Here is a 25,643-nt window from a genome sequence, read left to right on the forward strand (position 1 = left end):
TCCCATGACAGCGGCCGGCGCCGTGCTGGCCATGCTGACGTTTTCCGTCGCTCAGGCGGAAGACGGCTACGATGCCCCGGCCGGCTGGCCGTCACCGGTCGTGGAACACAACATGGCCATGGCGCTGTTCGACCGACTCGAGTACGCCGTGCCCGACAAGGGCGACGAGGCGCTGGTCTGGGACTTCCAGGCCTGGTACGGCGGTGACGTCAACCGCGTCTATCTGAAGTCCGAAGGTGAGAACGTCCAGGGCGACGGCGAGGATGCCGAGTTCGAGTCGCTGGAGCTGCTCTACAGCCGACTCGTCGCCGACTTCTGGGAGCTGCAGGGCGGCATCGGCTACCAGGGCGGGGTGTTCTCGGATGACCATGCCGAGCGAACCTACGGCGTGGTGGGCCTGCAAGGGGTCATGCCCTATGGCATCGAGACCGACCTGGCCCTGCAGGTCAGTGACGAGGGCGACGTCTCGGCAAGCGTCGAGGGCGAGTACGACCTGCGCCTGACACAACGTCTTTATTTGCAGCCACGTACCGAAATTGCCGTCGCTGCCAGCGACGTCGAGGCGTTCGGCGTCGGCGAAGGGCTCAATTCGGTGCGAGTCGGTATGCGTCTGGGCTATGAGGTGACCCGCCGTTTCGCTCCCTACGTCGGTGCCTACTGGGAAAAACAATACGGCGATACCGCCGATCTCGCACGCGCCAGCGGTGATGCCACAGAAGATACCGGCGTGGTGGCGGGGGTGAGGCTGATGTTCTGACCTTCATTGTGTTTTCGTTACCTGGCGCCACCGAAAGGTGGCGTTCTCGATTGAGCCTGCTTTTCCATGATCATTTGACCTTGGTCAAATGATCATCAGGCCGGATTCAGGATGCGTTCAGGTAGAAAGCCCAGAATGATCACAGCAATGAACTTGAGTCCTTGGTGCCGACGTAAGCAGGACCAAGTCAATTTTCGGCGACCAGGAGCCACGAGGAGAATGCCATGATTGCCTATCCACAAATCGACCCTGTGGCATTTTCCCTAGGACCGATCCAGATCCATTGGTACGGCCTGATGTACGTGGTGGGTTTCGTCGCCGCCTGGTGGCTGGGGCGACGCCGGGCCCATCGCTTGGGGCTGACCCACGATGATATCGGCGACCTGATCTTCTACTCCGCGCTAGGGGTGGTACTCGGCGGACGGCTGGGCTACGCACTCTTTTACGGAAGCGAGCAGTGGCTCGCTGATCCGCTCTGGCTGGTGCGGATCTGGGAAGGGGGTATGAGTTTCCATGGGGGCTTGATCGGAGTGCTGGTCGCGACCCTGGCGTTTGCGCGCAAGCGCCGTCTAGCCTACCTGCAACTGACCGATTTCATCGCACCGCTGGTGCCGATCGGCCTGGGTGCCGGTCGCCTCGGCAATTTCATCAACCACGAGTTGCCAGGGAGGGTAAGCGATGTCCCCTGGGCGATGGTTTTCCCTCCCATGATGGGAGTGGGACCTGAGCCGCGCCACCCATCAGCGCTCTATGAGTTAGCTTTAGAAGGCGTGGTGCTGTTTGCCGTGCTGTGGTGGCTGTCGCGGCGACCGCAGCAGCAAGGCTTCATCTCGGGGTTGTTCCTGCTTCTGTATGGCGCCTTCCGCTTCAGCGTGGAGTTCGTGCGTCTTCCCGACCCGCAACTGGGCTTCATCGCCTTTGGTTGGCTCACCATGGGTCAGTTGTTGACATTGCCGATGATGGTTGTCGGCGTGCTGTTGGTCATCGTGGCGTATCGCCGCCAGCAAACCGTGGTTGCTTTATCGGGTCGTTGAGCGATGCCAGTGCCATGGGAGACATGGCGATAAGGTTGGAAAAGCCTTATCGATATTGCACTTTACGGAGGTTGTCATGAAACAACATCGAGAGCACCGCTTGGGAGTCTCAGAAACTACCTTGGTTAACCGGCACTTAAAGCTTGATTCCAGAGATCTGAATGCGGTTCACGCGGCTGTAGCGGATATCGATAAGCTCTACGGGATAGACAATGTTTCGTTCGATGACAAGAAACGACAGCTGCACCTGGCCTATGATGCCTCACGCCTCTGTCTCGACTGTGTTGAAGAAATTCTGGAAAAACATGCTATCGAAATAAGCCATGATTGGTGGACCCGCTTCAAGGAAGAGCATTATCGCTTTGTCGATCAGAATGTGAAGGATAATGCCAAGAAGGAACCTTGGAGCTGCCATTGAATGGTACCCATATTCATGCGTAAAGCTGGCCTGAAGGTGAGCGCAGCATAAAGATATGCTTGGTCCGCGCCGGAACTTAATGTAGCGCTATTTGCCAAGCGGGTAATCAATCACGCGGGACCCGACACCTAAAGGACGGAACCAAGCAGTATCGGCCAGTTCGCGTGTTCTATGTCTCGGTCGTTTTGATAGCGAGTGCGATCACCTTACCAGTCCCGCGAGAAAGAACTGAGCGGCCAGGCCGATGATGAACGTGGCTGCAAATGTGATCATCACTACGATGCTGGGCCATGTGTGCGGTGCGGCGGATGCTCTCTCCCCTCGCCGGTACATCGGCACGACGATGCGCAGATACACCGCGAGCGAGAGCACGCTGTTGGCGATCGCCACGACGGCCAGCCAGGTGAACTGGACATCGATGGCGGCAGCGAAGAGCAGGAACTTGCCGACGAAGCCGGCAAGTGGCGGGATGCCGACCAGCGACAGCAGGAAGATCACCATGGCGATCCCCATCAGCACCCGTGTGCGCCCCAGCCCGTTGAAATCGCTCAGGATCCTTCCTGTCAAAGCGACAACGGCGAAGGCACCCAGGTTCATGGCGGCGTAGGCGGCGGCGAACAGAATGATCGACGGCAAGGCAAGCTCACTTGAGCCCACCGCCACGATGCCCAGAAGGAAATAACCGGACTGGGCAATCGATGAATAAGCCAACAACCTGACGACGTTGTCCTGCACCAGCGCGGCGAGATAGCCGTAGGTCATGCTCAGCACGGCCAGGCCCGCCATGACGGCCGGCCAGCCACTGTTCGCTGGCACATCACTCACCACCTGGGTAAGCGCGAACAGGGCACCGATTTTGGGCACGACGGACAGGTAGGCGGCAATCGACAACGGCGCGCCCTCGTAGGCGTCGGGTGCCCAGAAATGAAACGGAACCAGTGACGCCTTGTAGCCGAGACCGACGACGACGGCCACCAGCCCTAGGATGGCGGCCAGCGGTACCGCGTCCGTGCGCGCCAGATCGGCGAGCAGCGTGGAACCGGTGGCGCCGAACCAGTAGCTGAGCCCGAAGATCATGACCGCACCGGCAACCGAGCCGAACACGAAGAATTTCATGGCGGCCTCGGTGGCCGAGTCGTCGTCCGGATAGGCGACGAGCGCGAAGGTGGCCAGGCTGGTCAGCAGCGTGCCCAGCACCAGGAACATGACATCGCCTGCCCCGGCCAGCACCAGCGCGCCGAAGGTTGCCAGGCACATCAGGCTGTAGACCGTGCCTTCGCGTGCGGTGCCGCCGACGTCGTTTCGTGCCAGCAGCAGAGACAGTACGGTGGCCGGCAACAGGATAAGCTTTGCCCAGATGCTCAGCGCGTCGATCCGGAAGCTGCCGCCGAACACGTTGGTCTCCGTGCCGAGCAAGGGCACCGTCAAGCCCGTGGCGACAAGCAAGCCCGCGGCGGCGATGGACAGCGAGATTCGAGGTCGGCGAAGCATTTCCGCGATCAGCACGCCGACGGCCGTCAACAGCACGGCGATCTCTGGCATCAGTAATGCGAGGTCATGGCCCATTACAGCACCAACGACGATGTGGTCCGGTGAATGACGTCAAGCACCCAGGACGGTGCTACGCCGGTGGCGACGGTGAGTACCAGGAGCGGCGCTACGGCTAGCAGTTCTCGTGTGCTCAGGTCCGGCATGGCATGCCACCGTTGCCGGGGCTCGCCGAGGAAGGTTTCGCGGATCGCCTTGAGAAAGGTGCCGGCAATGATGGCAATGCCCAGCACCACGACAACCGCTGCGGGTACACTACCCAAAGTGCTGAGAAATATCTGGAACTCGGCCGGAAAGTGCGCCAGACCTGGCAGACCCAGGGACGCAAAGGCAGCCAATATAAATGACCAGCCTAGAAGCGGGACCGTCTTGAGCAGGCCGCCGAACGCGCCCATTTCACGGCTATGGGCGCGTTCCTGGATCATGCCCACCAGGAAGAACAGGGCCCCGGTGACCAGGCCGTGGCTGAACATCTGCAACACCGCGCCGTCCAGTGCGACGGCACGCACCGAGGGGTCGAGCGTCAGCGCGGCCACGGCAACGCCCACAATCACATAGCCCATATGGTTGATCGAGGTATAGGCCACGAGGCGTTTGAGATCCGTCTGCGCCAGGGCGGCAAAGGCCCCATAGAGTGCGCTGACGACGCCGAAGACCAGGATAACCATTCCCGCTTCGCGGAAGGCCTCGGGGGTCATTTGCAGGGCAAAGCGGATCAGGCCGTAAGTGCCGAACTTCAGCATAATGCCGGCGAGGATGACGCTGCCGACGGTTGGCGCCTGGACGTGGGCGGCAGGCAACCAGGTGTGCAGCGGCACCGCGGGGATCTTGACCGCGAAGGTGATCAGCATGGCGATCAACGCCCACATGGCCGCTGCTCCACTCAGAGGCGGGTCGGCGATCCAGGCACGCATATCGAAACTGGGTTCGGGGCTACCGAGGTAAAGCCCCAGGATAGCGAGCAACAATGGCAGGCTGCCCAGCAGCGTGTAGAGGAAGAACATCAGCGCCGCGCGCTGCCGGTCCTCATGCCCCCAGCCGGCGATCATGAAGTACATCGACACCAGGGAGACCTCGAAGAACACATAGAACAGGAGTGCGTCGAGGGCGGTGAAGGTCCCGATTGCCGTGGTTTCGAGAAGCAGGATCAGGACCACGTAGGCGCGCGGGCGTTCGCGAAGCGACGAGGCGAAGATGAACGCCACCAGGAACATCACCGCGCTCAAAAGCACCAGCGGCAGGCTGATGCCGTCAACCCCGACCCGGTAGGCGGCGCCGATGACCGGGATCCATTCCAGTTCATCGACCTGGGAAAAGTCCGCGCCACTCACTCCCTCCAGCCACATGGCCAGGGCACCGGCCAGGGTCAGGACCGCGGTGCCAATGCCGATGCCATGTACGGTCCGCGCTGTCGGCCTCGGCAGGCACAGAATCAGGACGGCACCGGCGAGCGGCAAGAACAGGGTAATGGAGACGAGTGGTAGCATGGTAGGGCTGTCCTCTAGAAGCTCAATGAAGCCAAAATCAGGATGACCAGCATCAGGGCGGTGACCACGGCGCTGATGGCGAGACTATGGTGAATCAGGCCGCTTTGCAGGGCGCGAGCGCGGCCTCCCCAGGCGCGCACGCCGGCTACCAGGGCGAAGATCAGTCCGTCGATGCGGCGCTCATCGCCGACGCGCACCAGGTGCGCCATGGCCAGATTGGCACGGCCGGCACCCAGCACGACCCCATACAGGCTCCGTTCCAGGCGCTCGCAGCCCCGGGCAATGGTCAGGCCTCTACGGCCGACACGAAGCGCGGTCGCATACAGGCGGTCTTCCAAACGTTCACAGCCACGGGAAACGGCCATTGCGGGCCTCCCCACCAAGGCCGTAAGTCCGCCCGCGACCGTTAGCCCCGATTGCGCCCACGGGTGGATAGGGCCAAGCAGGTGCCGAGCGGGCACCAGCCAGCCCAGTGCCAGGCCGCCCACTGCGGCGAGGAGCCCGAGCAGCACGGCCGCTGTGCCTTCGGCTTCAGGGGCGGGCAGGCCGAGGAGCGCCTCGATGGGGGCAAAGACCAGGCCCAGGCCGGCGGCCGGAATCACCAGCCCCCATATACCCACGTTCATCCAGACGGCACCGGCCACCGGCCGGGCTCCGCCAGCACCGCGCCACAGCAGGCGCAGCGCCCGCGCCAGGTAGGCACCAGTCAGCAGGGTTCCGGCCAGTGCCAGCGGGGCGAGCCAGGCGGCGCCAGGTGCGGACAGCGCGGCAGCGATCACCATGTCCTTCGAGAAGAACCCACTCAGCGGCGGGATGCCCGTCAGCGCCAATGCCGCCAGCGCAAAGCCGGCGAAGGTCCAGGGCCTGACGCGGCCAACGCTCTCTAGCCCATCAAAACCGGTACCGCCGCGCGCATGCTGGAAATCGCCGGCGGCGAGAAACAGGGCGCTCTTGATGGCGGCATGGACGACCAGATGCAACAGGGCCGCCAGCGGCACCCCGGCGCCGACCGCAATCAGCATCAGGCCATACTGACTGGCGGTGGAGGCAGCGAGCAGGCGTTTGAGATCACGCTCGGCGAGTGCAATCACACCGGCTGCCACCGTGGTGATGCCGCCCGCCAGCCCGATGGCGAGCAGGACCTCCGGCGCCAGCAGTGGTGTCACGCGGATCAGCAGGATGGCACCTGCGGCCACTAGCGTGGCCGAGTGCAGCAGCGCCGAGACCGGCGTCGGGCCCGCCATGGCGCCCATGAGCCAGTCCTGCAAGGGAACCTGGGCGGACTTGCCCATGGCGGCCAGCAGCAGCAATAGCCCGGCAGCAACCGCTACGTTTCCGCCGACATTTAGTGTGGCGGCGATCTCGCTGGTGCCCGCCGACCCGATGAGGATGAATACTGCGATGTACAGGCCGAGATCGGCGCTGCGGGTATACAGGAAGGCGCGGCTGGCGGCGTTCGCAGCCCCGGGTCGCTGGAACCAGAAACCGATCAGCAGATAGCTGCACAGTCCGATCAACTCCCAGGCCGCCAGCAGCAGAATCCAGTCGCCGGCCAGCACCAGGGCCTGCATCGCGGCGAGGAACAGGGACATCACGGCATAGAATCGGGGCAGGCCGGATTCCCGCTTCATATAGCCGACCGAGTGGATCAGTACGAAGGTCCCCACCGTGGCGATCACCACAGTGAGCAGCGCCGTCAGCGGCTCGGCTGTCAGTCGCAAGGGCATATCCGGCAGGCCCGGCAGAAGCAGCGTTTCGAGCCGTCCGTCGGCGACTCGGCCCAGCAGCCGAAGGCTCACCGCCAGGCTGAACATGGCGCCGCCCAGGGCCAGGGCGGGTGCCATGCGTCGCAGCACCAGAATCGCCACGGCCGCGAGCAGGGGGAACACTATCGGCAGCGCTACCTCGTTCATCCCTTGAGATCCCCCGCCTCCTCCATCTCGACCGAGCCCTTGGCCCGGAAGCGCGCGATTGCGATGCCGAAGCCGACCGCCATCTCCACCGCCATGACCGTCATCACCACCAGCACGAACATCTGCCCGGCGTAGTTCTCGGGATGCAGGAAGCGCCAGAAGGCCACCAGGTTCACCAGCGCGCCCGCCAGGATAAGCTCCACACCCATCATGATCATGACGAGGTTGGTCTGTGACAGTGCGCCATAGAGGCCGATACCGAAAAGGATGGCGCCGGTCAGCAGCGCCACGATCAGGACCGGGGTCATCTTGAGGCCTCCCTGTCTTTGTCGTTCTTGTCTTTGTCGTCGTTACAGGCCGGCTCGCGCACCGGAATGGCCACGGCCGTGGCCGCGATCATCGCGGTCAGGATGGTGACGGCGGCAGTCTCGAAGATCAGCATCGACCGCCCCAGCATCTCGATGCCCAACTCGCGGGTCTGCATTGCGGCATCCGGCGCCGCGGCTGTCACCGGTCCCCAGTCGGACACAAGCGCCACCGCGAAGGCGGCGCCGGCGGCAATCACCCCGGCGCCGATCGAGAAGCGTTTCTGGTGGCTCATGTCCATGCCCCCAAGCCCGCCAGGATCCATCATGAACATCACCATGAAGATGGCCATAATGCTCATTTCGGTGGCCATCATCATGATCTGCAGTACGCCCAGGAATTCGCTCTGCATGGCCAGGAACATGCAGCCGATCGCAGCCTGCGAGAACAGCAGCGCCAGGGCGGAACGCACCATGGACGCAGTCCGAAACACCGCCACGCCGAAGCCGATCGCGGCCAGGCCGAACACGGCGACAAAAAAGGCCTGTAAGAACATCAAGGCACCACCAGGATCATCAATCCGACGATCAGGATATTGAGCAGCGCCAGGGGAATCCCCAGCTTCCAGCACCAGCCCAACAGGTCCGCCTCGCGGATGCGCGGGAGATAGTGGCCGGCCAGCAGCATCGACACGGCCACGGCCAGGGTCTTGATCAGGCTCCACGCCCAGGGCGGCAACAGTGGGCCGTGCCAGCCGCCGAGATAGAACACCGTGGTAGCGGCGGCCAGGGTGATCACCAGCAAAAGCCGCGCCAGGCGCAGTACCGCCAGGCGCACGCCCGTGTATTCGGCGTCCACGCCACCGGCCAGCTCTCCCGGGGCGGTCGGCAGGTCGAAGGGCGCACGGAACGCCAGCGCCATCGCGGCGATGAAGAACAGCACGAAGCCGAGCGGCTGGTAGACGATATTCCACAAGCCGGCCTGTGAAGTGACGATGGTGCTGGTCAGCAGGGACTCGGCGCGCATGGCCACGGCGGTGATGGGCATCACGACAAGCATGGCGTAGGCGATCAGCTGCCCCAGGAAGCGCCAACCACCGACCATGGCGTAGGCCCCGTTCGGGCCCCAGCCGGCCATGATCAGCGCAACCAGTACATAGGCCAGTGCCGCGTTGACGAACAAGGCGCCGGTGGCCAGGTCCGCAATGACCAGTCCTGGCGCCAGGGGCAGGACCGCGGCGCCCAGCACGGCCACCACCAGCAACAGCACCGGCGCGGTCTCGAAGAACAGCCGGTCGGGTTTGCGCGGCAGGAGGGACTCCCGGCCCAGGTGCGACAGGCCCGCAAGCAGCGGCGCGGCGGGGCGCAGGCGGCCGGTCGTAAGCCAGGCCTCGATCACGGCAAGCAGCCAGGCGCACACCAGCAGGGCGAGCAACACCACGGCGATAGTCATGAGCTCACCTCCCAGGGCGAGAGATCAAGCGACCCGACCGCCACCAAGGCATCGCCCAGCTCGCGGCCCTCGACGAGCTTCGCAACCAGGCCGATATGGTGGCTGCAGGCGGTGTCCAGCTTGAACGATGTCACCTGGCCACGCTCGAGTTTCAGACTTAGCCGGACCTCGCCGCGCGGAGTGTCAACGGTTGCCTCACCGGTTCCTGACCCTTCGACAATGTTGCGCAGGGATGGCAGCTCGGGCTCCCCGTTCGACTTGATCAGGTCGAGACTGGCCGTTATTTCGGCCAGGCGTTGCCACAGGCGCGCCCAGGCATCTCCGCCTTCGTTGGCAGCACGCGCGACAGGGCCGCGTAGATCAGAAGATGCCGTTGACAGTACACCGATACCCTTCAGCCTTGCCTTGAGCAAAGGTGTTCGCCCGAGACGGGTATCCAATACGCGCAGCGCTGGCTCCAGGGCAGCAAGCCTGTCCCGGTTAGCCTCTCTGACTTGCAGTTGCAGAGTCGCAGCCTGTTGGGTCAGCCAGGCGAAGCCGAGCTGACGTCCCATCTGAGCCAGCCAACCAAGGTGACTGGCGATGCGCTCACGCTCAAGTGCACCGTTCCTTGCTTGCGTGGTCGACGGATCGTCATTCACCCCGGCCGCCCGCTCGATTGCTAGACAGGCCAACAGGCGGTAGCTTACCGGTGCCAGTGGCATAGTCGATGCCAGATGCTCGATGAATGTCTGGGCATTCATCTCTTCACTTTCTTCAACATCTTCACCTTCGTTGGTTATGCCCACCAAGGATGTCGCCTGCCCTTCGGTCACGCCGTCACCGTCGAGCGTCAGTGTCAGCTTCAGTCCGCCCGGCAGGCCGGGGAAGCAGGGACCGAACGGCACCTCGATCCAGTCCATCGCCAAGCCATCGGCGCTGCGAGGCAGGTCCTTGGTGACTTCAATCATCGACATAAATCCCGAGGCGCCATGATCATGACCAATGTGATCATGGTCGGAAGATTCATGCTCTGAATGACCGTCGGATCCACCGTGTTGATGTGCGTGATCATGGTGATGCTCAAGATCGAGGCTGTGCCCGGAAGCCTCGTCTCCGGTCCTCTCGTCTTCCGCGTCCTCACGGGCTACCAGATCCATGCCACACTTGGGGCAGCTGCCCGGCTCGTCCTGAACAACTTCCGGGTGCATTGGGCAGGTATATCCGGTCCCGGCATTGTCGTGATCATGGCACTGTTCTTGCTCGTGCTCGTGGCTATGGTGCTGATGCTCGTGTTCATGATCGTGGCCGCTCTCAGGAGCAGAGTCCCCGGCTTCGCGAGCTACCAGATCCATGCCGCATTTGGGGCAGGTGCCCGGCTCGTCCTCGACCACTTCCGGGTGCATGGGACAGACATACTCAGTCCTGGCTTGCAGGACTGAGGCGTCGAAATCCTCGGGCGAGGCTGCGAAGGCGCTTTCGGCCAGCGCCCGCTGCAGCCGACCGGTCGCGTCGATCAGCTCGGCTTGCGAGAGGCCCGCGGAGACATCGGCGTGAGGTAATGATGGGGGTGACGGCCCACCCAACACGAGAATGGCGCGCGGACGGGGCATTTGCGCATAGAGCACCGCCGTGGCTTCGTCCAGTTTCTGTGACAGTTCCCCGATGACCAAGAGCACAGCCGCGTCGCGCGGCGTGTCGGCGATGCGCATGCCTGCCGCTGCCACGTCCAGACCGTGCGCCAGGGCCACTTCCGGCCCCGGGACAATCAGACAGCTCAGGTTGCGCGCCAGGGCCCGTCCAACCAGCCTCTGCACAATAGAGGGGCGCCCCTTGCGCGCGCCTGCAAGTGTCATTGCCGCCTCAGACATTACTGCCGCCTCAGACATTACTGCCGCCTTAGAGCGCCCTGGCTCCATCCGTAGAGCAGACCGAGAAAGAGAATGGCAAGAAATACGCCCATATCAAGCAGGGCAACCAGTCCCTCCTGCTTGTACACCACGGCCCAGGGATACATGTAGGCCATCTCCATGTCGAAAGCCAAAAACAGCAATGCGTAACCGTAATATCGCGCGTGATAGCGTCCCCACACCGGATCCCGCGACAGCACTCCGGCGCTTGCCGGTACGTCCTTGCCCGGCTCCCTGAGTGTCGGTCCCATGCTGCGGGCCAGACCGTAAAGGCACAGCACCACACCCACGGTACCTAGCGCCAGGCCAAGTAGCAGAACGTATTGCTGCGTAGCGTTCATGATTCCTCCAGCTTAGCCCATTACACGTCGGTGAAATCTATGATTCGGTGGCCGTTGCTCGGCCCATCGACCGAACGCTTGACGCACCTTAATGGTAGAGCAATGCTGCCCATTTAGGGCGATATATGCACACGTTGTAGTTCGGTGTGAACGGAATCAAAGGAAAACTCTTGCAAAAACCTGACGATTTTTCAGAAAAGACAGAAGCGGAAAGACTAAACCAGCACTGTGCCTGCGTCACTCTCGATCGACGAGCAATCACCCGGGCTCTCGCCGATCAGTTGGGTGATGACGCTGACGATTTCTTGACAAACTCGGTTTGGAATCATTTCTTCTCAAGTGTAGCCGTCTTCGTTCCCCCTCATGATTTGGACCAAATGAGGGCTGTTGTTCATGCTCTCGAGGCCGCTGCCGCGCTCCCCGCCTATCGGCGACGGGTACTGTCCTGGGCCCCGCAAAGTGCACAGTTCAATCCAGGTCCCGTGGGTGCCTTCATGGGCTATGATTTTCATCTTGGCGAGGAGGGACCTCGCCTCATCGAAATCAATACCAATGCCGGGGGGGCGTTCCTCAATGCCATGCTGGCACGGGCCCAATTACCATGCTGCGGTGACTCAACGCATGTGGCCGGGGCGGAAGACTTCGATGCCGCAGTGACAGCACAGTTCGAGAGTGAATGGCAGGCCCAGCGTGGCAGCGGACGCCCTGAAAGGATAGCGATCGTCGATGACCAGCCCACCGGGCAATACCTCTACCCTGAATTCAGGCTGGCGCAGCAGTCACTGCGAAGTAATGGTATCGATGTCCTCGTACTCTCACCTGCTGACCTCCAGTATGAGTCAGAAACACTATATGGAGGCAGCAAGCGAATCGATCTGGTTTACAATCGCCTGGTGGACTTCGGGCTCGATGAACCAGAACACGCCGCCTTGCGGTCTGCCTGGTTGGAGGGGGGCGCGGTCATAACCCCCAACCCCCATGCCCACGCATTGCTCGCGGACAAACGAAATCTGTCTGTGTTATCAGATTTCGAGACCCTTTCGGGTTGGGGCTTGAGCCCTGAAAATGCCGAATTACTTCGCTCTGGTATCCCTCGCACCGTACAAGTTACCGCTGATAACGCTGATGCTCTTTGGAAACGGCGACGAGAGTGGTTCTTCAAACCTGCGTCAGGTCATGGCAGCAAGGGGGTGTATCGGGGCAGCAAACTCACCAAGAGTACATTTTCCCGGATACTGGAAAGCGACTATATTGCTCAGGCCTATGTGCCTCCCTCTGAGCGCCTGGTTCTCGTTGACGGTGAGCGAGAAATGCTCAAAGTCGACGTGCGTCTGTATACCTACCGCGGCGCTTTGCTCCTAGCAGCGGCAAGGGTCTATCGAGGACAGACCACCAACTTTCGTACGCCAGGCGGCGGATTCGCGCCTGTACTCCTCCTGGAAGATAAATTATCAAAAGTGCGATCTAAGGAATATGTTTCATAACTCTTGCACCTGGTCATGGCGACCCACGCCGTGCACATGAAAGACAGACGTTGCGATATCGACGCCGACCCGGCTAATGTTCATGGGGAGTTCACCTTATCTTCAGGCCGGTAGTAATGCACTCACCCACCAGTGTGGCGCAACGACGCCGGTGTAGGGTGGGGAGGACTCCATCCCATTGCTTACAAAAGATCTGCCTCATCGATCTCCCTGCGGGCTAGAGATTCTCAAGTCCACATTGACCGCATTCGTGCTATGTTGAAGGCTACCGACAAAGATTCTCACAGCGAAGGGACATGTTGAAAGTTTCCAGCATCCTCGTGTGAGCTAACGCACATACGCCCAAGCGGTCAGACAACGACCATGACGGTGTGCATTCGCGTCGGTTGACCGCCGTAGAATCCGTCGCGTCACGATCCGCGACAGTTACCTAATGGCGCATTATGGAAATACAATGTTAACAAGGAGCTCCTCATGATAAGAGTCAACACTGCGGCAATCACTTTTTGTCTTCTCGGTGCACTGCCTATGGCAGCATCCGCCCAATCCTCAGAGTTCGGCCCACAGGAGGGCGACCGTGAATTTTCTATCTCCGGGACCGGCAGTAACGACCGGAATTTCAATAGCGGCAACTTCGGCGTGACCGGCGACCTCGGTTGGTATCTGCGGGATAACATGGTTGCCGGTGTCCGGCAAAGCGTCAACTACGCTGATATCGAAGGTGAAGGCGTCACAGATGATTTCTGGAACGGCTCTACTCGTGGTTACCTCAACTATCAGTTCCTCGATGATCGTGCGCGGCCCTTCATCGGCGCCAGCCTTGGCGGAATCTACGGCGACGGCGTCAAGGACAGCGCCTTCGCGGGTCTGGAAACGGGCATAAAGTACTATGTTCAGACCAAGACCTATTTCCTCGCCCGCGCTGAGTACCAGTTCTTGTTCAGCGACACCGATGATGCTACCGATGCGTTTCAGGACGACGGGGTCTGGGCCTATACGGTTGGCCTGGGCTATAACTTCTGAACCACGTCAAGGCGCTGGTTTGAAATGATGGGCGTCAGGCCATTGGCCAGTCGGCCACCTTTGGTGCCGCGCCCATGGAGCTGCCGGAAGCCGTTTAACTCCCCGGGCTGCAGCTCGGGGAAGGCCTCTGTGTAGCTATACTCCTTCACTTGCCTGGATGGCCCGAGATGGTTCAGGCACACGAGCACCTGTTCGAAGGCGAAAAACCCGGAAATATTTATTTGAAAGCCGGTGGAGACCCGGGCGATTTCTGCTTGAAGCGTTTAGTCGCCCCAGGTACATACAGGGGCGTTGCAGCTATTTGAAGGTGATACCGAGGCGAAGAGATCGATGTCCTCGTCGCAATTACCCGGTGTCGGGTCCGGCGCCTTTTTTCGTCAGAATCGATATCTCCACCCCAATACCCATCGAAAGTCCTGTCATTCTTTTTACTTCCAAAGCCTGACGCTGAAGGGGCCGCAGATACCAGTTGAATGGCAAGCAAATCACATTATCAAAGCTTTGGTTAAACTACCGTAATGCGTAACGGTTTGTGAGTGCCATTACAAAGGGTCGGTCGGAACTTGAGCGGCATGAACTCACCTCTACTCACGACTCCAGCTTGAGGAGCTCCCACCTTTCGAAGCTCATTCGTTATGGCCGCTCGCTCGTTCATTGCACGATCTGTTCGATCTTGCGCTCCATTCCTGGTGTTATCTCGGTGGAACGAGGGGGAAGTTCCGCCTCTCCCCGTTCTCCATTTTGTTCAATGTCATTCAGGAGCAGTTTCATTTCGGCTATTTCGCGGACCTGAGCCGCAATGATCTGATCCGCGAGCTGGCGAACGCGCGGATCGCTAATGCTTGCCTTTCGCGAGCTGTTTATGGCAATTGAGTGGTGGGGGATCATAGACTTCATAAAGTAGACATCCCCGATCACCAACTGGCTTCTATTCGCGAACAGAAAAATTACGCCGAAGAGAGAGGCCAAAACAAGAACCGCGATTTTGGTCCCCACCCCTTTGTACATCGACCACATGAAGGACAGCATTACGATCGTCATGACGCACCCCATAACCAATGAGGCGATCACACGGTTTAAACTGAACATTGCGTGGTCGATTGAATAGACGAGCTGATACATTAAGAAAAACATGATGAAAGTCGATGTCGCAATCATGGCCGCAAATCTGCCCCAGCCCATTCCCATCATCTGCTTTTGTTGGTCCATCCCTGGTCCTCCTTAGTGTGTAAATATTGATTTAACGCGGAGCTTGATGTGCGTCGCTTGTGGCGTCAGCCTCCAAGCGTTCATTCAGCTTTTTCACCACCTTACACAACTTAGCATCGGTGACCTGTCGGAAGTCCATTCCCTTGGGTGAATACTGCCGTATCAGGCTATTGTTGTTCTCGTTATTCATCACGATCACGCTGATGATGCCCGATATGACGGTGCATCATGAAGTGCATGCCGAGACAGAGTGCCAGGGGCAGCGCCAGCCAGACGCCGCTGGCCAGCGATTGCCCGCGCCACATGACCAGCAGCACGGCGCCTCCCATCAGCAGCACGCAGGCGGTCATCATCCATTTATGGAGCGCCCCGGTATGTGGTGACGGCTCGTTTTGCGATTCGGTCTCTCCTGAGGGGCGTTGGGTGGAATATGGCTGTGTCATGAGCGGTCTCCTTTGGCTTGGGACTGGGCCGATTGGGCAGGAGTGGAGTGCTCTCGGTGGGGTTGCTCGCGGGCATAACGCCGCTTGAGCAGCAAGGAGTTGCCGATGACCGAGAGAGAGCTGGTGGTCATGGCGATGACGCCGATCATCGGGTGCAGCAGGCCGATGGCGGCGATGGGGATGGCGGCCACGTTGTAGGCGCTGGCCCAGATCAGGTTCTGGACGATCTTGCCGAAGGTGGCGCGGGAGAGGTGCATGGCGTCCACCACGGCAGTGAGCTCGCCGCGTACCAGGGTCACGTCGGCGGCCTCGATGGCCACGTCGGCCCCGGCGCCGATGGCGATGCCCACGTTGGCCTGCTTCAGCGCCGCGGCGTCGTTGATGCCGTCGCCGACCATGGCCACGTGGTGGCCGTGCTTTTCCTGCAGCGCGCGGATGGCATCGACCTTGCCTTCCGGCAGCACGCCGGCCTGTACCTCGTCGATGCCCACCTCGTCGGCCACGGCACGGGCGGCACGTTCGTTGTCGCCGGTGATCATCACCACATGCAGGCCCAGCTCATGCATGCCGCGGATGGCCTCGATCGATTCCTGCTTGAGGGTGTCGGCCACGGCGACCAGGCCCAGCGCCTGGCCATCGGCGGCGACGATCACCACGGTGCGGCCCTTGCCCTCGAGTTCGCCCATGGCGTCATCCAGGGCCTCGAGGCCGGTTACGCCTTCCTCTTCGAGCAGGCGGCGATTGCCGATCAGCACGGTTTCATCGTCCACCTTGCCCGACACACCGCGCGCGCCGGTGGAGCGGAACTCGCTGACCTCACCGGGTTTCACGTCGCGCTCCCTGGCACCGTCGACGATAGCCCGGGCGATGGGGTGCTCCGAGGCGCTCTCCACGCTCGCCGCCAGGGTGAGCAGGCGCGTCTCCTCGACACCCTCGGCGGCGACGGCCTCGGTGAGTTTGGGCTCGCCACGGGTAATGGTTCCGGTCTTGTCGAGGACCATCACCTTGACGTCTTTGAAGGTCTGTATCGCCTCGCCGGAGCGGATCAGGATGCCGCGCTCGGCACCGATGCCGGAGCCGACCATCAGCGCCGTGGGGGTAGCCAGGCCCAGGGCGCAGGGGCAGGCGATGACCAGTACCGCGATGGCGGCGAGGATCGCCAGTACCGGCGTGGCGGCCTCGGGGTTCACCCAGGGCAGGAAGGTGGCGCCCCAGTCGAGAATCGGCCGCAGGGTATCCGGAAACACCGCCCAGGCCACCAGGCTGGCCAGGGCAATGGCCAGCACCGCCGGCACGAAGCGGCCGGTCATGCGGTCGGCGAACTCCTGGATCGGCACTCGCGAACCCTGTGCCTGATCGATCAGCTTGACCACCTGTGACAGGAAGGTATCGCCGCCGACGCGAGTTGCCTTGACCCGCAAGCGCCCCTCCTTGTTGATGGTGGCACCGATCACGCTGTCGCCGCTGCTCTTGTAGACGGGTATCGACTCGCCGGTGGCGATGGACTCGTCGAGATGGCTCTCGCCCTCGACTACCTCGCCGTCGGTGGGGATCTTGTCGCCGGGACGCACGATCATGATGTCGCCGGGCGCCAGTTCCTTCACCGGCACCTCGACCTCCTCGCCGTCGCGCTCCACGCGCGCCGTCTTGGCGCCCAGGGTCATCAGGCGGCGGATGGCCTGGGAGGCGCGCCCCTTGGCCAGTGCCTCCAGGTAACGCCCCAGCAGGTGGAAGGTCATGATGGTGGCGGCCATCTCGATGAACGAGGTCATGGGGTAGACGAAGCCGACCAGGCCGATCAGGTAGGGCGGCAGGCTGCCCATGGAGATCAGTACGTCCATGTTGAAGGTGCCGTTCTTCAGCGAGCGCCAGGTCGACTTGTGGGTGGCGATACCGCCGTAGAGAAACACCACCGGGAAGGCCAGCACGGCGATGATGGCGAGATACCCGGGGATTGGCTGCCAGAACATGTGCGGCATCATCAGCAGCATGATCAGGGTAGTGGGGACCGCGGCGATGATCAGCCGCTTGCGGGCCTGGGAAAGATAGGCCTCTTCGATCTCGGCGTCGTTGTCGGCCTCCTCCGCCTCGTCGGCCTGCACGGCGGCCACATCGTAGCCGGCCCCTTCCACTGCGCTCTTGAGTGCGTCGCCGTCGGGGCCGTCAGCGGCGATGGTGACCGACACCCGGTGGCTGGCGATATTGGTGTCGATCGATTCGACACCCTCGAGCCGCTCCAGGGTGCTGCGGATGATGCCGGCGCAGTGGTCCGAGCCCATGCCCGGCACCGTCAGCCGCACCTCACGCTTGTTGGAGCCGCCGCCGCTGACGGCGGCGACGTCATAGCCGGCACCCTCCACGGCGTCTTTCAGTGCCTTTCCATCGGGCCCATCTTCGTCGATGGTCACGCTGACATGGTGGTTGGCGATATTGGTCTGGATCTCGCCGACGCCGTCGAGGCGTTCCAGCGTCTTGCGCACGATGCCGGCACAGTGGTCACTGCCCATGCTGGGCACCGTCAGGGTGATCGAGTTGGGGGGCGAGTCGCTCATCGCTTGTCTCCTGCGGGCGTTGCCGAGTGGACGGCCAACCATGGCCGAACTGTTGCCTGAGTCTGTGCCACCCCCGGTCAGTGATGGGCCTCGTGGTCCTCGGGGTCGACGTCACTCTCGGGGGTGGCCTGCTGAAGCTGTTGACGTTGTTCGTCGGTCATCAGGTCATGCATGGCGTTACGCATCCGCACCCTCTCGGCCATCATTTCGCCGTGCAGCTCGGCCAGATGGCCATGCAGGGTCTTGACCTCCTCTGGGTTGGGGCGCTCGCCCTGCATTTCCGCCATCAGGTCATCGCGCAGGTTCATCAGGCGTCCCATGCGCTCGAATTGGGCGGGACGGTGCTCCTGCATCAGCTCGCGCATCTCGGTACGCTGCTCGGGCTCGAGCATCCCCTGCATCATGCCCATGCCGTTGCCTCCCATCATCGGGCAGGGCATCATTCCGCCACCCATCATGCCGGGACCCAAGGTGTCTTGGCCGCCGCCCATCATTCCACTCATCATGCCGGAGCCCATGCCTCCCTGGCTGCCGCCCATCATTCCACCTGTCATGTCGGGCCCGGCGCCACCTTGGCCGCTGTTGCCCCCCATCATGCCGTTTCCCTGGCCGGGTTGAGTGTCCGGCATGCCCTGTGCGAGGGCGACGCCGATACCGCTGACACCAACTGCCAGGGCCAGTCCGAGGGCGAGAGTATGCTTGCGAATCTCCATGATCATTCTCCTAGCGAGCTATTGGGCCCATTCAGGGCCTTTGCTTACATCCTTTCGGCTACGTGCTGCACGCAGGTCAATCCCGTGCAACGACGACTGGGTATGAGGCAAGTCACTCAGGGCTCAGGATCTGAACCGTTGTGTCAGCAGATAGACGGGAATCGGAGAAGGGTCGGGTAGCGCTTGCTGGACGCCGATGCTGGTGATTATCCAAGGAGCCGGGTCCATACCGCCCAGGGATTCGTGAACCGTAGCGAATTTGATGTCCTGCTGCGTCACGCGCGGCAGAGCAACGGCGAGATGACGCATGCCATGGCCGTGGTGGCAGCTGGGGGCATCTTGAGGGGCGTTGATGTGTTGCCCGGTCTCTACGCCGCCCTGAAGGATGGAGGTTACGTGGTGGGCGGAGGTCTGGGCCGCCATCATAAATAGACCCAGCAGCATCAGTGCGGCCATCTCGATACGCATCCACGGCAAGGCGTGGGCAAGGCTGAGACAGCGTTTCAGTGTGCTCTTGGCCATGGTGGCAGACAAATTGTTGTGGAGCGGCTCCTTTACCATAGTCTAGTGATGCTACCTCTCTATTGATCTGTATCAATCTTGAAGATCTCAGAAAACTTGTGTGCATGAACCGGGTTGTCGGGCGCTCTAGCTACCATGAAATACTGTCTTTTCCCCTTCAATCCTGACGCAGTGCGTGCGTTGCCGTTGCTATCATTCGAGGATGATTGTGAACAACGAAAGTGAAGATGGCCCCCTTTCAGTGCCTGGCTACATGTCACGGGCTCGGTTGGTCTGATGGGCCAGGCGCATCGCCTCGTGTTCCTCCAACTTCAAGAGCTCGCGAACCAGGTCGCGGGCATCAGGGATTTCGGCGCGTCCTTCCAGGTAGCGGTACAGCTCGATGACTTGGTCATGCAGCGCAAAGATTTCCCCACAGATGTCGTCGAAACTCATCTCAGCATAGGGTGAGCGACACGCCTGGTGCGGGGCGATGGGGGCATGGGCCAAGTAATCGTATACCCAGGTATGCAGGGCCTTCGGGTCGGCCTGTTTCTCGAAGCCGGCGATGGTCTGTTCCAGGGTCGCCTCGTGATCCGCAAGGTACTCCAGCAGCCACTTGGCCCGGGCTTCCTCCTGCTGGGTGGCACAGTGTTTCAAACACTCTGCCAGATGGGCATGCGGCTGCCGGGTCCACTCGATCAGGTCGTGAAAGGTCTCGATCTTCATCCGATGTTCTCCTTTGATGGGCTACTTGCTCTGCAGGATTTGCTGTGAACCGGCTCGGCCTCAGCTCTGCCTCTTGTCCTCACTCGGCAGCCCCCAGCCGTAGAGGCTGCGAAACCCTATCTCGTACAGGCTGTCGCGCATGGTGCCGGCAAGGCTCAGTGTCGAGGCAACCGACTCGCTCACGAGGGACTCCCACTGCCGAAAGGGATTGTCGTCGTCGAGCGGCTCCCGGGCGGGTTCTGTCACGTCCGCCAGCCACTTCACGCCGGTCATCCAGGGGGCGAAGCGTTCCGAGAACATCAGCCGGCTGGTACGTGCTGGATGCAGCTGGCGAAGCGTCTCCGCCAGCCAGGGATTGACGGCCAGGCGAACCCAGGGACCGATGAAGGTCTCGTAGAGGGCCACGTTGTGCTCGGAGAGGGCGCGCACCCGGTTGAATGCCGGGGCCTGGTCGGGATACTCCAGGTCCTCCACGCGGCGCTCCTCGAAGCGCACCCGGAACTGGGGCTTGTGGCAGTAGGGGTCGCCGGTGGGGTTGTCGATGCGCATCTCGTAGAGGCCGGGCGCCAGGTCGTTCAGTTCGCCGACGCTCTCGAGGATCGCCCGGTGCTCGAGGCGCGCGACCCTGGAGGACACGAAGATGCCCAGATGGCCCACATGGGGATTGAGCAGGTAGACGATGCGCTGGTCGGCGGCCTTGAGCGCCTCCGTACTCGGGTAGACCGCGGGGATCCAGTCGAGCGCCTGATGGGGCGGGGTGATGTTGTCGCCGCTGGAGGCGAAGATCACCAGTGGATTGCGGATACGCCGGAGATCGACGGTGCAGCCCGGACAGACCTGCAACTCTCCGCGTTCGAGCTGGTTGCCGACGAAGAGGTTCTCGACGATGGCGGTGATCTCTTCCTTGCTCAGTGCGTAGAAGCCCGTCCACCAGCGCTCGAAGTCGAGGAAGCGTTCGCGCTGGCTGTCGATGTCGGCGAACAGCTGATAGTCCTTCTGCCACAGGGTATTGGCCGGCTTCAGCGATTCGAAGTTGGCGGCCAGGTGGGCCCCATCGAAGCGGCCATCGCCTAGGTCCGCCAACAGGTGCGTCACCCAGGCGCCGCCCAGCAGTCCGCCGGCCAGTCGCATGGGATTAACGCCGGATTCACCCGACCAGTAGGAGAGCGGCGAGCCGTTGAGCACCCCCGGCCCCACCAGGCCCTCGCAGTCGGCGGAGAGCAGCGCGATGGCCCAGCCCGCCTGACAGTTGCCGTAGAGCACCGGCGGCTGGCCGGGGTGACGCTCGGCCACCGTCTCGACGAAGCGGCGCAGGAGGTGCAGCACGTCGCTCAAGGTCTGGCCAGGCAAGGGTTCGGGGAAGAAGATCACGAAGTAGACCGGGTGGCCCTCGTGGAGGGCCATGCCCACCTCGGAGTCGCGCTTGAAGCCGCCGATGCCCGGGCCGTGGCCGGCGCGCGGATCGACGATAACCACCGGCGGCTTGCTGGCGTCGAGGCAGCCCTCCAGGCAGTCATCGCCCACCCGCGTGATCCTCAGTAGGGCATAGTTGGCGGGGCGCGCCAACCGGCGACCATCGAGGATCGTCTCGTAGTCGAAGTCGAGCACCGGTGGTTTGCCGGCCCGTTCGTGCTCAAGCATGTTGTTGGCGCGCTCACGCAGGGTGTCCAGGTACCGCACGCTGCGTTGGCAAAGATCTAACTGATAGGCGGCCAACTCGAATGGCCATGATGCCGGGAGCGGAGAAGCGAGCTGCCCCGCTTCCAGTGACTCATTTGGAGCCGCTCTGCCTGCTGGCCCGTATGCGGCGCGGTGGGTGCGAAGAGCCTCTGTCGGCATGTTCCACTCTCTCCTTGGCTAACGATGGCCGGGCCAAAGATGGCCCATGCAACACAACAGAGGCGTCACATGGATCGGCCATGGGAATCCGCGGCTCGCAGGCGTGGAATGAAGCGTGGCGTGCTGGCCGCATACGTTTGCCAGGCCGCACCGAACCGGTGTGCCACCTCGCGCTCTTCGTGAATCGCCAGGCGCGAGTACATCCACACCAATACCGGAAACATGGCCAGGGTCAGCAGGGTGGGCCACTGCAGCAGGAAACCGGCCATCACCAACACGAAGCCGGCGTACTGGGGATGCCGAACATGGGCGTAGAGCCCGGTGGTTGCCAGCTCTCCTCGCCGCTGGGCGGCATAGAGGGAACGCCAGCCGGCGGCGATGAGCCAGAAACCCGCGGCGATGAACACCATGCTCAGCAGATGGAACGGCCCGAAGTGCGGGTTGGCTTGCCAGCCGAACAGCATCTCCAGCAGGTGCCTCGCATCGTGGCTGAACCAGTCCACCTCCGGGTAGCGTGACTGCAACCAGCCGGAGAGGAAGTACAGGGTCAGCGGGAAGCCGTACATCTCCGTGAACAGCGCCACCAGGAAGGCGCTGAAGGCCCCGAGCGAGCGCCAGTCACGGCGCGTCTGCGGCTTGAAGAAGCTGAACGCGAAGAAGATGAAGATCGCCGAGTTGAGAATGACCAGGCCCCACAAGCCATAGGCGGGTACGTCGTCACTCATCGCGTCCTCCCCTATGGTCGTCATTACCTCCGTGACCACCATGCCCGCCGTGCATGAACACATGCATCAGCGGACAGGCGAGCAGGATCAGCCAAGGCAGGGCACCGAGCATATGCACCTTGTGCTCCTCCCAGAGCAGGAAGCCCATTACCCCCAAGGCAAGTGCCACCATGAGCCAGAAAGTGCCCTTGCTGGGCCCTCTGTCCAACCACCCCCTTTCGTCATTCATGATCAGTTCTCCCCCCGGCGCAGGCGCAATGAATTCATCAACACCGACTGCGAGGCTGCGCTCATCAATGGATAGATATAACTGCTAAGGTTCATGAAGTGCCGTTGATTGATGCATGAAATCGTACTTACGCTTTTTAGGCCCTTACCTACCTTAAACATAGGCGTAAAAGCTGAACTGAAGCTGAATAGGCGGCTCACATCCTGGCATTGGCTTTGTTGGTTCTCGACTATATTACGGTCGTCAGGATCGATGCTGGGGCTGGCTTGTCAGGAGTTAAACGACCACGAGGTCTTGTCGCGATACAACGATTGACCCTTGGGTGACACACACGTTCTAGGATGAGAATGATGTAGCGATTTTCGACCCATCCAGCACCTGCGGAACCTGGATCACTAGGAGGGATTAACATGCCGGACACTGACCGTTCGCCAGCCTACCAGGAGAACAGTCTGTCGCTCGCCGGTGCCGTGGCCTTGGGCACCGGCGTGATGATCGGTGCAGGCATATTCGCCTTGACGGGTCAGATGGCGGAGATGACGGGTGAGCTCTTCCCTTTGGCGTTTCTGTCTGCGGCCCTGATCGTGTCCTTCAGCGCTTATTCCTACATCAAGATGTCAAGTGCCTATCCTTCGGCGGGCGGGATCGGCATGTACTTGCAGAAAGCCTATGGCCCGACGCTAACTACCGCTTTCCATGCGCTGTTGATGTACTTTTCCATGGTGATCGCCCAGAGCTTCCTGGCGAGAACCTTCGGTTCCTATACGCTTCAACTGTTCGATATTGGGGATCGCTCGCTGTTGGTGCCGATGCTGGGGGTCGGCTTGCTCATCGCCGCCTTCCTGATCAATTTGTCGGCCAACCGGTGGATCGAAGGCGTTGCCTCGGTACTGGGTATCATCAAGATCGGCGGCATCATCGTGTTCGGGGTAGTCGGTATCCTGGTCGCCGACTCGGTGGAGATGGAGGTCTCGACAGCGTCGCCTGACGCCTCATTGTCAGGGTTCCTGGGCGCCACGGCGCTGGGCATCCTGGCCTTCAAGGGATTCACGACCATTACCAACAGCGGCTCGGAGATCCAGGACCCGCACCGCAATCTGGGCCGGGCGATCATGATCTCGATCGCCCTGTGTGTGGTGATCTATGCGCTGGTGGGCTTCGCCGTCGCCAGTAACCTGTCGCTGAGCGAGATCATCGAGACGAAGGATTACTCGTTGGCAGCTGCCGCCCGGCCCGCGCTCGGGGAGGCCGCCGTCTGGTTCACCGTCATCCTCGCCATGCTCGCCACGGCGGGCGGCATCATCGCCAGCGTGTTCGCGGTATCGCGCATGCTGGCGATGCTGACCGAGATGAAGCTGGTACCCCATCGCCATTTCCACATGCCGGGCAGCATCCAGAAACACACCCTGGTCTATACCATCGTCCTCGGTCTGCTGTTGACGGCGTTCTTCGATCTCAGCCGTATTGCGGCGCTTGGCATCATTTTCTATCTGATTATGGACATGGCGATTCATTGGGGGGTATATCGGCATCTTCGCCACGATGTCGGTGCCAACCCTGCCGTTCTGTTCGTCGCCATGCTGCTGGATGCGGTTGTTCTGGTTGGCTTCGTGTGGGTGAAGGCAACCACCGACCCGCTGGTTCTCATCGTTGCAATAGCAGGGATGGCGCTCATTCTGCTCGGCGAAGGGTTATTCCTGTCGCGTCGTAAACTGCCTGATGAGTCGACTGACGATAACGGCCATTCGCATTCTCATTGACTTGCCCGGGAGACGGCACATGGACCTCAAGACCTTCGGTGAACCGATCGATTGGCGCCGGTTGCACGAGCACCGTGCCACTCACTCGAACAAGTCCTGGTACTTCTGCTCCGCGAAGTGCCGTGAGAAATTCGAGGTCGATCCCGAGGCTTATCTCGGCGACAGATCACCGGCCGATCCGGCGCCACCAGGGTCGATCTACACCTGCCCGATGCATCCCGAGGTCCGCCAGGAAGGCCCCGGTAACTGCCCGGTCTGTGGCATGGCCCTGGAACCCGAGACCGTCTCCGCCGATACCGGGGACCCTCGCAAGAATTGCAGGACATGACGCGGCGTTTCTGGATCGGGCTGGCCCTTCTTCGTGCGCGGCTGGCGCTCCATCGTGCGGCGCAGCCTCAACATGTTCACCCTGATCGCCATCGGTACCGGGGCGGCGCTGGTCTACAGCCTGCTGGCGACGATCGTGCCGGGCATCTTCCCCGAGACCTTCCGCCAGGCCGATGGCTCGGTGGCCGTCTACTTCGAGGCGGCGGCGGTGATTGTGGTACTCGTACTGCTGGGGCAGGTCCTGGAGCTGCGCGCCCATCCAGGGGTTGGCCGACAAGGTCGCCGGCGTCTTCGTGCCCGTGGTGATCCTGGTCGCTGTGGTGGCCTTCATCGCCTGGTCGCTGTGTGGGCCGGCGCCGCCCATGGCCTTCGGCCTGATCGCCGCGGCATGCTGTTGTCACCGATCATCGCAGCCGCGGCGATGTCGCTCTCCTCGGTCATCGCGATCGCCAATGCTCTGCGACTGCGAATGGTGGCGCTTAAAGGCAGTGCAAATCCCCATCGTGGTTGTCATCATTGAAAAGCACACCGACGACCTTCTCGGATATGCCAAGCGCCTGATCGAGTTGGCATAGCTCAGATCATTAAAATAAGCCGATACACACTTCAAGAGGAGCTTTTCTATGAGCATTCTGGGCAACTATATCAATGGCCAGGCCGTGGCCAGCCAGAGCGACCGCACCGCGCCGGTCTACAACCCCGCGACCGGCCAGCAGAGCCTGCAGGTGGCCCTGGCCTCGGCCGACGAGACCCGCGAGGCGGTACGCATTGCCCATGACGCCTTCGCCACCTGGTCGACGTTCACGCCACTGAAGCGGTCGCGCATCCTGTTCCGGTTCAAGGCGCTGGTCGAGGAGCACGCCGACGAGCTGGCACGGCTGATTTCCCAGGAGCACGGCAAGGTGTTCTCCGACGCCAAGGGCGAGGTGACCCGCGGCCTGGAGGTGGTGGAGTTCGCCTGCGG

General features: G+C 61.7%; 26 protein-coding genes. 9 read left to right on the top strand and 17 right to left on the bottom strand.

Translation table 11 applies throughout. The annotated features are described in order from the left end of the window. The first annotated feature begins 4 nt into the window (after nucleotides 1-4). From KG088_RS17010 to KG088_RS17020, 3 genes are all read left to right on the top strand, one after another. Nucleotides 5-757 (top strand): copper resistance protein B, encoded by a 753-nt coding sequence (locus tag KG088_RS17010; protein WP_213827483.1) that lies wholly within the window; start codon nucleotides 5-7, stop codon nucleotides 755-757. A gap of 224 nt (nucleotides 758-981) precedes the next feature. Beyond that, complete coding sequence (gene lgt / locus KG088_RS17015) at nucleotides 982-1,791, top strand: prolipoprotein diacylglyceryl transferase (protein WP_213827430.1); 810 nt, start codon at nucleotides 982-984, stop codon at nucleotides 1,789-1,791. Nucleotides 1,792-1,867: 76 nt separating this feature from the next. Next, nucleotides 1,868-2,209 (top strand): cation transporter, encoded by a 342-nt coding sequence (locus tag KG088_RS17020; protein ID WP_213827432.1) that lies wholly within the window; start codon nucleotides 1,868-1,870, stop codon nucleotides 2,207-2,209. Nucleotides 2,210-2,410: 201 nt separating this feature from the next. On the opposite strand, the gene KG088_RS17025 is transcribed toward KG088_RS17020, so the two are convergent. The 8 genes from KG088_RS17025 to KG088_RS17060 are packed head-to-tail and all read right to left on the bottom strand — an operon-like array spanning nucleotide 2,411 to nucleotide 11,145. After that, nucleotides 2,411-3,775 (bottom strand): NADH-quinone oxidoreductase subunit N, encoded by a 1,365-nt coding sequence (locus KG088_RS17025; RefSeq protein ID WP_213827434.1) that lies wholly within the window; start codon nucleotides 3,773-3,775, stop codon nucleotides 2,411-2,413. Beyond that, the gene (locus tag KG088_RS17030; protein ID WP_213827436.1) at nucleotides 3,775-5,244 is read right to left on the bottom strand and encodes a complex I subunit 4 family protein; all 1,470 of its coding nucleotides are present in this window, start codon (nucleotides 5,242-5,244) and stop codon (nucleotides 3,775-3,777) included. The genes KG088_RS17025 and KG088_RS17030 overlap by 1 nt, the downstream gene beginning before the upstream one ends. A gap of 14 nt (nucleotides 5,245-5,258) precedes the next feature. Next, the gene (locus KG088_RS17035; RefSeq protein WP_213827438.1) at nucleotides 5,259-7,157 is read right to left on the bottom strand and encodes an NADH-quinone oxidoreductase subunit 5 family protein; all 1,899 of its coding nucleotides are present in this window, start codon (nucleotides 7,155-7,157) and stop codon (nucleotides 5,259-5,261) included. After that, on the bottom strand, nucleotides 7,154-7,465 hold the full coding sequence (gene nuoK / locus KG088_RS17040; protein ID WP_213827440.1) for an NADH-quinone oxidoreductase subunit NuoK: 312 nt from the start codon (nucleotides 7,463-7,465) through the stop codon (nucleotides 7,154-7,156). The genes KG088_RS17035 and nuoK overlap by 4 nt, the downstream gene beginning before the upstream one ends. Further along, entirely contained in the window at nucleotides 7,462-8,019 is a 558-nt protein-coding gene (locus KG088_RS17045) for an NADH-quinone oxidoreductase subunit J family protein (protein ID WP_213827442.1), read from the bottom strand. The genes nuoK and KG088_RS17045 overlap by 4 nt, the downstream gene beginning before the upstream one ends. Continuing rightward, a complete protein-coding gene (locus KG088_RS17050; protein WP_213827444.1) occupies nucleotides 8,019-8,915 on the bottom strand; it encodes a complex I subunit 1/NuoH family protein in 897 nt (298 codons plus the stop codon). Before KG088_RS17050 ends, KG088_RS17045 begins: the two co-directional genes overlap by 1 nt. Then, nucleotides 8,912-10,750, bottom strand: a complete 1,839-nt coding sequence (locus KG088_RS19700; protein WP_250148337.1) for a heavy metal-binding domain-containing protein — start codon at nucleotides 10,748-10,750, stop codon at nucleotides 8,912-8,914. Before KG088_RS19700 ends, KG088_RS17050 begins: the two co-directional genes overlap by 4 nt. Before the next feature lie 32 nt (nucleotides 10,751-10,782). Beyond that, entirely contained in the window at nucleotides 10,783-11,145 is a 363-nt protein-coding gene (locus KG088_RS17060) for an NADH-quinone oxidoreductase subunit A (RefSeq protein WP_213827446.1), read from the bottom strand. A 170-nt stretch (nucleotides 11,146-11,315) separates the two neighbouring features. Here KG088_RS17060 and KG088_RS17065 point away from each other — a divergent pair, with 170 nt between their 5' ends. Beyond that, entirely contained in the window at nucleotides 11,316-12,629 is a 1,314-nt protein-coding gene (locus KG088_RS17065; protein WP_250148338.1) for an ATP-grasp domain-containing protein, read from the top strand. A 474-nt stretch (nucleotides 12,630-13,103) separates the two neighbouring features. Beyond that, nucleotides 13,104-13,652 carry an outer membrane beta-barrel protein gene (locus tag KG088_RS17070; protein ID WP_250148339.1) on the top strand — a complete coding sequence of 183 codons (549 nt, stop codon included), beginning with the start codon at nucleotides 13,104-13,106 and terminating at the stop codon, nucleotides 13,650-13,652. Nucleotides 13,653-14,303: 651 nt separating this feature from the next. Here KG088_RS17070 and KG088_RS17075 read toward each other — a convergent pair. The 9 genes from KG088_RS17075 to KG088_RS17115 all read right to left on the bottom strand — a co-directional run bounded on the left by KG088_RS17075 (nucleotide 14,304) and on the right by KG088_RS17115 (nucleotide 22,592). Beyond that, nucleotides 14,304-14,861, bottom strand: coding sequence for a DUF305 domain-containing protein (locus tag KG088_RS17075; protein ID WP_250148340.1), 558 nt, complete (start codon nucleotides 14,859-14,861; stop codon nucleotides 14,304-14,306). A 182-nt stretch (nucleotides 14,862-15,043) separates the two neighbouring features. Then, complete coding sequence (locus tag KG088_RS17080; protein WP_213827448.1) at nucleotides 15,044-15,304, bottom strand: DUF2933 domain-containing protein; 261 nt, start codon at nucleotides 15,302-15,304, stop codon at nucleotides 15,044-15,046. Beyond that, entirely contained in the window at nucleotides 15,301-17,856 is a 2,556-nt protein-coding gene (locus KG088_RS17085) for a heavy metal translocating P-type ATPase (protein WP_250148341.1), read from the bottom strand. The genes KG088_RS17080 and KG088_RS17085 overlap by 4 nt, the downstream gene beginning before the upstream one ends. A 77-nt stretch (nucleotides 17,857-17,933) precedes the next feature. After that, nucleotides 17,934-18,569 (bottom strand): Spy/CpxP family protein refolding chaperone, encoded by a 636-nt coding sequence (locus KG088_RS17090; protein ID WP_213827450.1) that lies wholly within the window; start codon nucleotides 18,567-18,569, stop codon nucleotides 17,934-17,936. 123 nt (nucleotides 18,570-18,692) lie between these two features. Continuing rightward, a complete protein-coding gene (locus tag KG088_RS17095; protein WP_213827452.1) occupies nucleotides 18,693-19,103 on the bottom strand; it encodes a hypothetical protein in 411 nt (136 codons plus the stop codon). A 237-nt stretch (nucleotides 19,104-19,340) separates the two neighbouring features. Further along, complete coding sequence (locus KG088_RS17100; protein ID WP_213827454.1) at nucleotides 19,341-19,799, bottom strand: ATPase; 459 nt, start codon at nucleotides 19,797-19,799, stop codon at nucleotides 19,341-19,343. Between the two features lie 60 nt (nucleotides 19,800-19,859). After that, complete coding sequence (locus KG088_RS17105; RefSeq protein ID WP_213827465.1) at nucleotides 19,860-21,638, bottom strand: DUF3141 domain-containing protein; 1,779 nt, start codon at nucleotides 21,636-21,638, stop codon at nucleotides 19,860-19,862. Nucleotides 21,639-21,703: 65 nt separating this feature from the next. After that, entirely contained in the window at nucleotides 21,704-22,363 is a 660-nt protein-coding gene (locus KG088_RS17110; protein WP_213827467.1) for a methyltransferase family protein, read from the bottom strand. Next, nucleotides 22,356-22,592: a DUF2933 domain-containing protein gene (locus KG088_RS17115; protein ID WP_213827469.1), complete on the bottom strand. Its 237-nt coding sequence runs from the start codon at nucleotides 22,590-22,592 to the stop codon at nucleotides 22,356-22,358. The genes KG088_RS17110 and KG088_RS17115 overlap by 8 nt, the downstream gene beginning before the upstream one ends. Before the next feature lie 410 nt (nucleotides 22,593-23,002). Here KG088_RS17115 and KG088_RS17120 point away from each other — a divergent pair, with 410 nt between their 5' ends. The 4 genes from KG088_RS17120 to KG088_RS17130 form a co-directional block, all read left to right on the top strand. Continuing rightward, nucleotides 23,003-24,352: an APC family permease gene (locus KG088_RS17120; protein ID WP_213827471.1), complete on the top strand. Its 1,350-nt coding sequence runs from the start codon at nucleotides 23,003-23,005 to the stop codon at nucleotides 24,350-24,352. Nucleotides 24,353-24,371: 19 nt separating this feature from the next. Then, nucleotides 24,372-24,680: a heavy metal-binding domain-containing protein gene (locus tag KG088_RS20070; protein WP_406565619.1), complete on the top strand. Its 309-nt coding sequence runs from the start codon at nucleotides 24,372-24,374 to the stop codon at nucleotides 24,678-24,680. Between the two features lie 33 nt (nucleotides 24,681-24,713). Then, nucleotides 24,714-25,199, top strand: a complete 486-nt coding sequence (locus KG088_RS20075; protein WP_406565620.1) for a hypothetical protein — start codon at nucleotides 24,714-24,716, stop codon at nucleotides 25,197-25,199. A gap of 103 nt (nucleotides 25,200-25,302) precedes the next feature. Next, the coding region (locus KG088_RS17130; RefSeq protein WP_213827473.1) for an aldehyde dehydrogenase family protein at nucleotides 25,303-25,643 on the top strand (341 nt) is incomplete at its 3' end.

Origin of the sequence: Halomonas jincaotanensis (assembly GCF_018448785.1) — a bacterium.
GTDB lineage: Bacteria > Pseudomonadota > Gammaproteobacteria > Pseudomonadales > Halomonadaceae > Halomonas > Halomonas jincaotanensis.

Coding starts and splice junctions, on each gene's coding strand:
- KG088_RS17010 (WP_213827483.1), top strand. CDS start 5: ATGACAGCGGCCGGCGCCGTGCTGGCCATGCTGACGTTTTCCGTCGCT.
- lgt (WP_213827430.1), top strand. CDS start 982: ATGATTGCCTATCCACAAATCGACCCTGTGGCATTTTCCCTAGGACCG.
- KG088_RS17020 (WP_213827432.1), top strand. CDS start 1,868: ATGAAACAACATCGAGAGCACCGCTTGGGAGTCTCAGAAACTACCTTG.
- KG088_RS17025 (WP_213827434.1), bottom strand. CDS start 3,775: ATGGGCCATGACCTCGCATTACTGATGCCAGAGATCGCCGTGCTGTTG.
- KG088_RS17030 (WP_213827436.1), bottom strand. CDS start 5,244: ATGCTACCACTCGTCTCCATTACCCTGTTCTTGCCGCTCGCCGGTGCC.
- KG088_RS17035 (WP_213827438.1), bottom strand. CDS start 7,157: ATGAACGAGGTAGCGCTGCCGATAGTGTTCCCCCTGCTCGCGGCCGTG.
- nuoK (WP_213827440.1), bottom strand. CDS start 7,465: ATGACCCCGGTCCTGATCGTGGCGCTGCTGACCGGCGCCATCCTTTTC.
- KG088_RS17045 (WP_213827442.1), bottom strand. CDS start 8,019: ATGTTCTTACAGGCCTTTTTTGTCGCCGTGTTCGGCCTGGCCGCGATC.
- KG088_RS17050 (WP_213827444.1), bottom strand. CDS start 8,915: ATGACTATCGCCGTGGTGTTGCTCGCCCTGCTGGTGTGCGCCTGGCTG.
- KG088_RS19700 (WP_250148337.1), bottom strand. CDS start 10,750: ATGACACTTGCAGGCGCGCGCAAGGGGCGCCCCTCTATTGTGCAGAGG.
- KG088_RS17060 (WP_213827446.1), bottom strand. CDS start 11,145: ATGAACGCTACGCAGCAATACGTTCTGCTACTTGGCCTGGCGCTAGGT.
- KG088_RS17070 (WP_250148339.1), top strand. CDS start 13,104: ATGATAAGAGTCAACACTGCGGCAATCACTTTTTGTCTTCTCGGTGCA.
- KG088_RS17075 (WP_250148340.1), bottom strand. CDS start 14,861: ATGGACCAACAAAAGCAGATGATGGGAATGGGCTGGGGCAGATTTGCG.
- KG088_RS17080 (WP_213827448.1), bottom strand. CDS start 15,304: ATGACACAGCCATATTCCACCCAACGCCCCTCAGGAGAGACCGAATCG.
- KG088_RS17085 (WP_250148341.1), bottom strand. CDS start 17,856: ATGAGCGACTCGCCCCCCAACTCGATCACCCTGACGGTGCCCAGCATG.
- KG088_RS17090 (WP_213827450.1), bottom strand. CDS start 18,569: ATGGAGATTCGCAAGCATACTCTCGCCCTCGGACTGGCCCTGGCAGTT.
- KG088_RS17100 (WP_213827454.1), bottom strand. CDS start 19,799: ATGAAGATCGAGACCTTTCACGACCTGATCGAGTGGACCCGGCAGCCG.
- KG088_RS17105 (WP_213827465.1), bottom strand. CDS start 21,638: ATGCCGACAGAGGCTCTTCGCACCCACCGCGCCGCATACGGGCCAGCA.
- KG088_RS17110 (WP_213827467.1), bottom strand. CDS start 22,363: ATGAGTGACGACGTACCCGCCTATGGCTTGTGGGGCCTGGTCATTCTC.
- KG088_RS17115 (WP_213827469.1), bottom strand. CDS start 22,592: ATGAATGACGAAAGGGGGTGGTTGGACAGAGGGCCCAGCAAGGGCACT.
- KG088_RS17120 (WP_213827471.1), top strand. CDS start 23,003: ATGCCGGACACTGACCGTTCGCCAGCCTACCAGGAGAACAGTCTGTCG.
- KG088_RS20070 (WP_406565619.1), top strand. CDS start 24,372: ATGGACCTCAAGACCTTCGGTGAACCGATCGATTGGCGCCGGTTGCAC.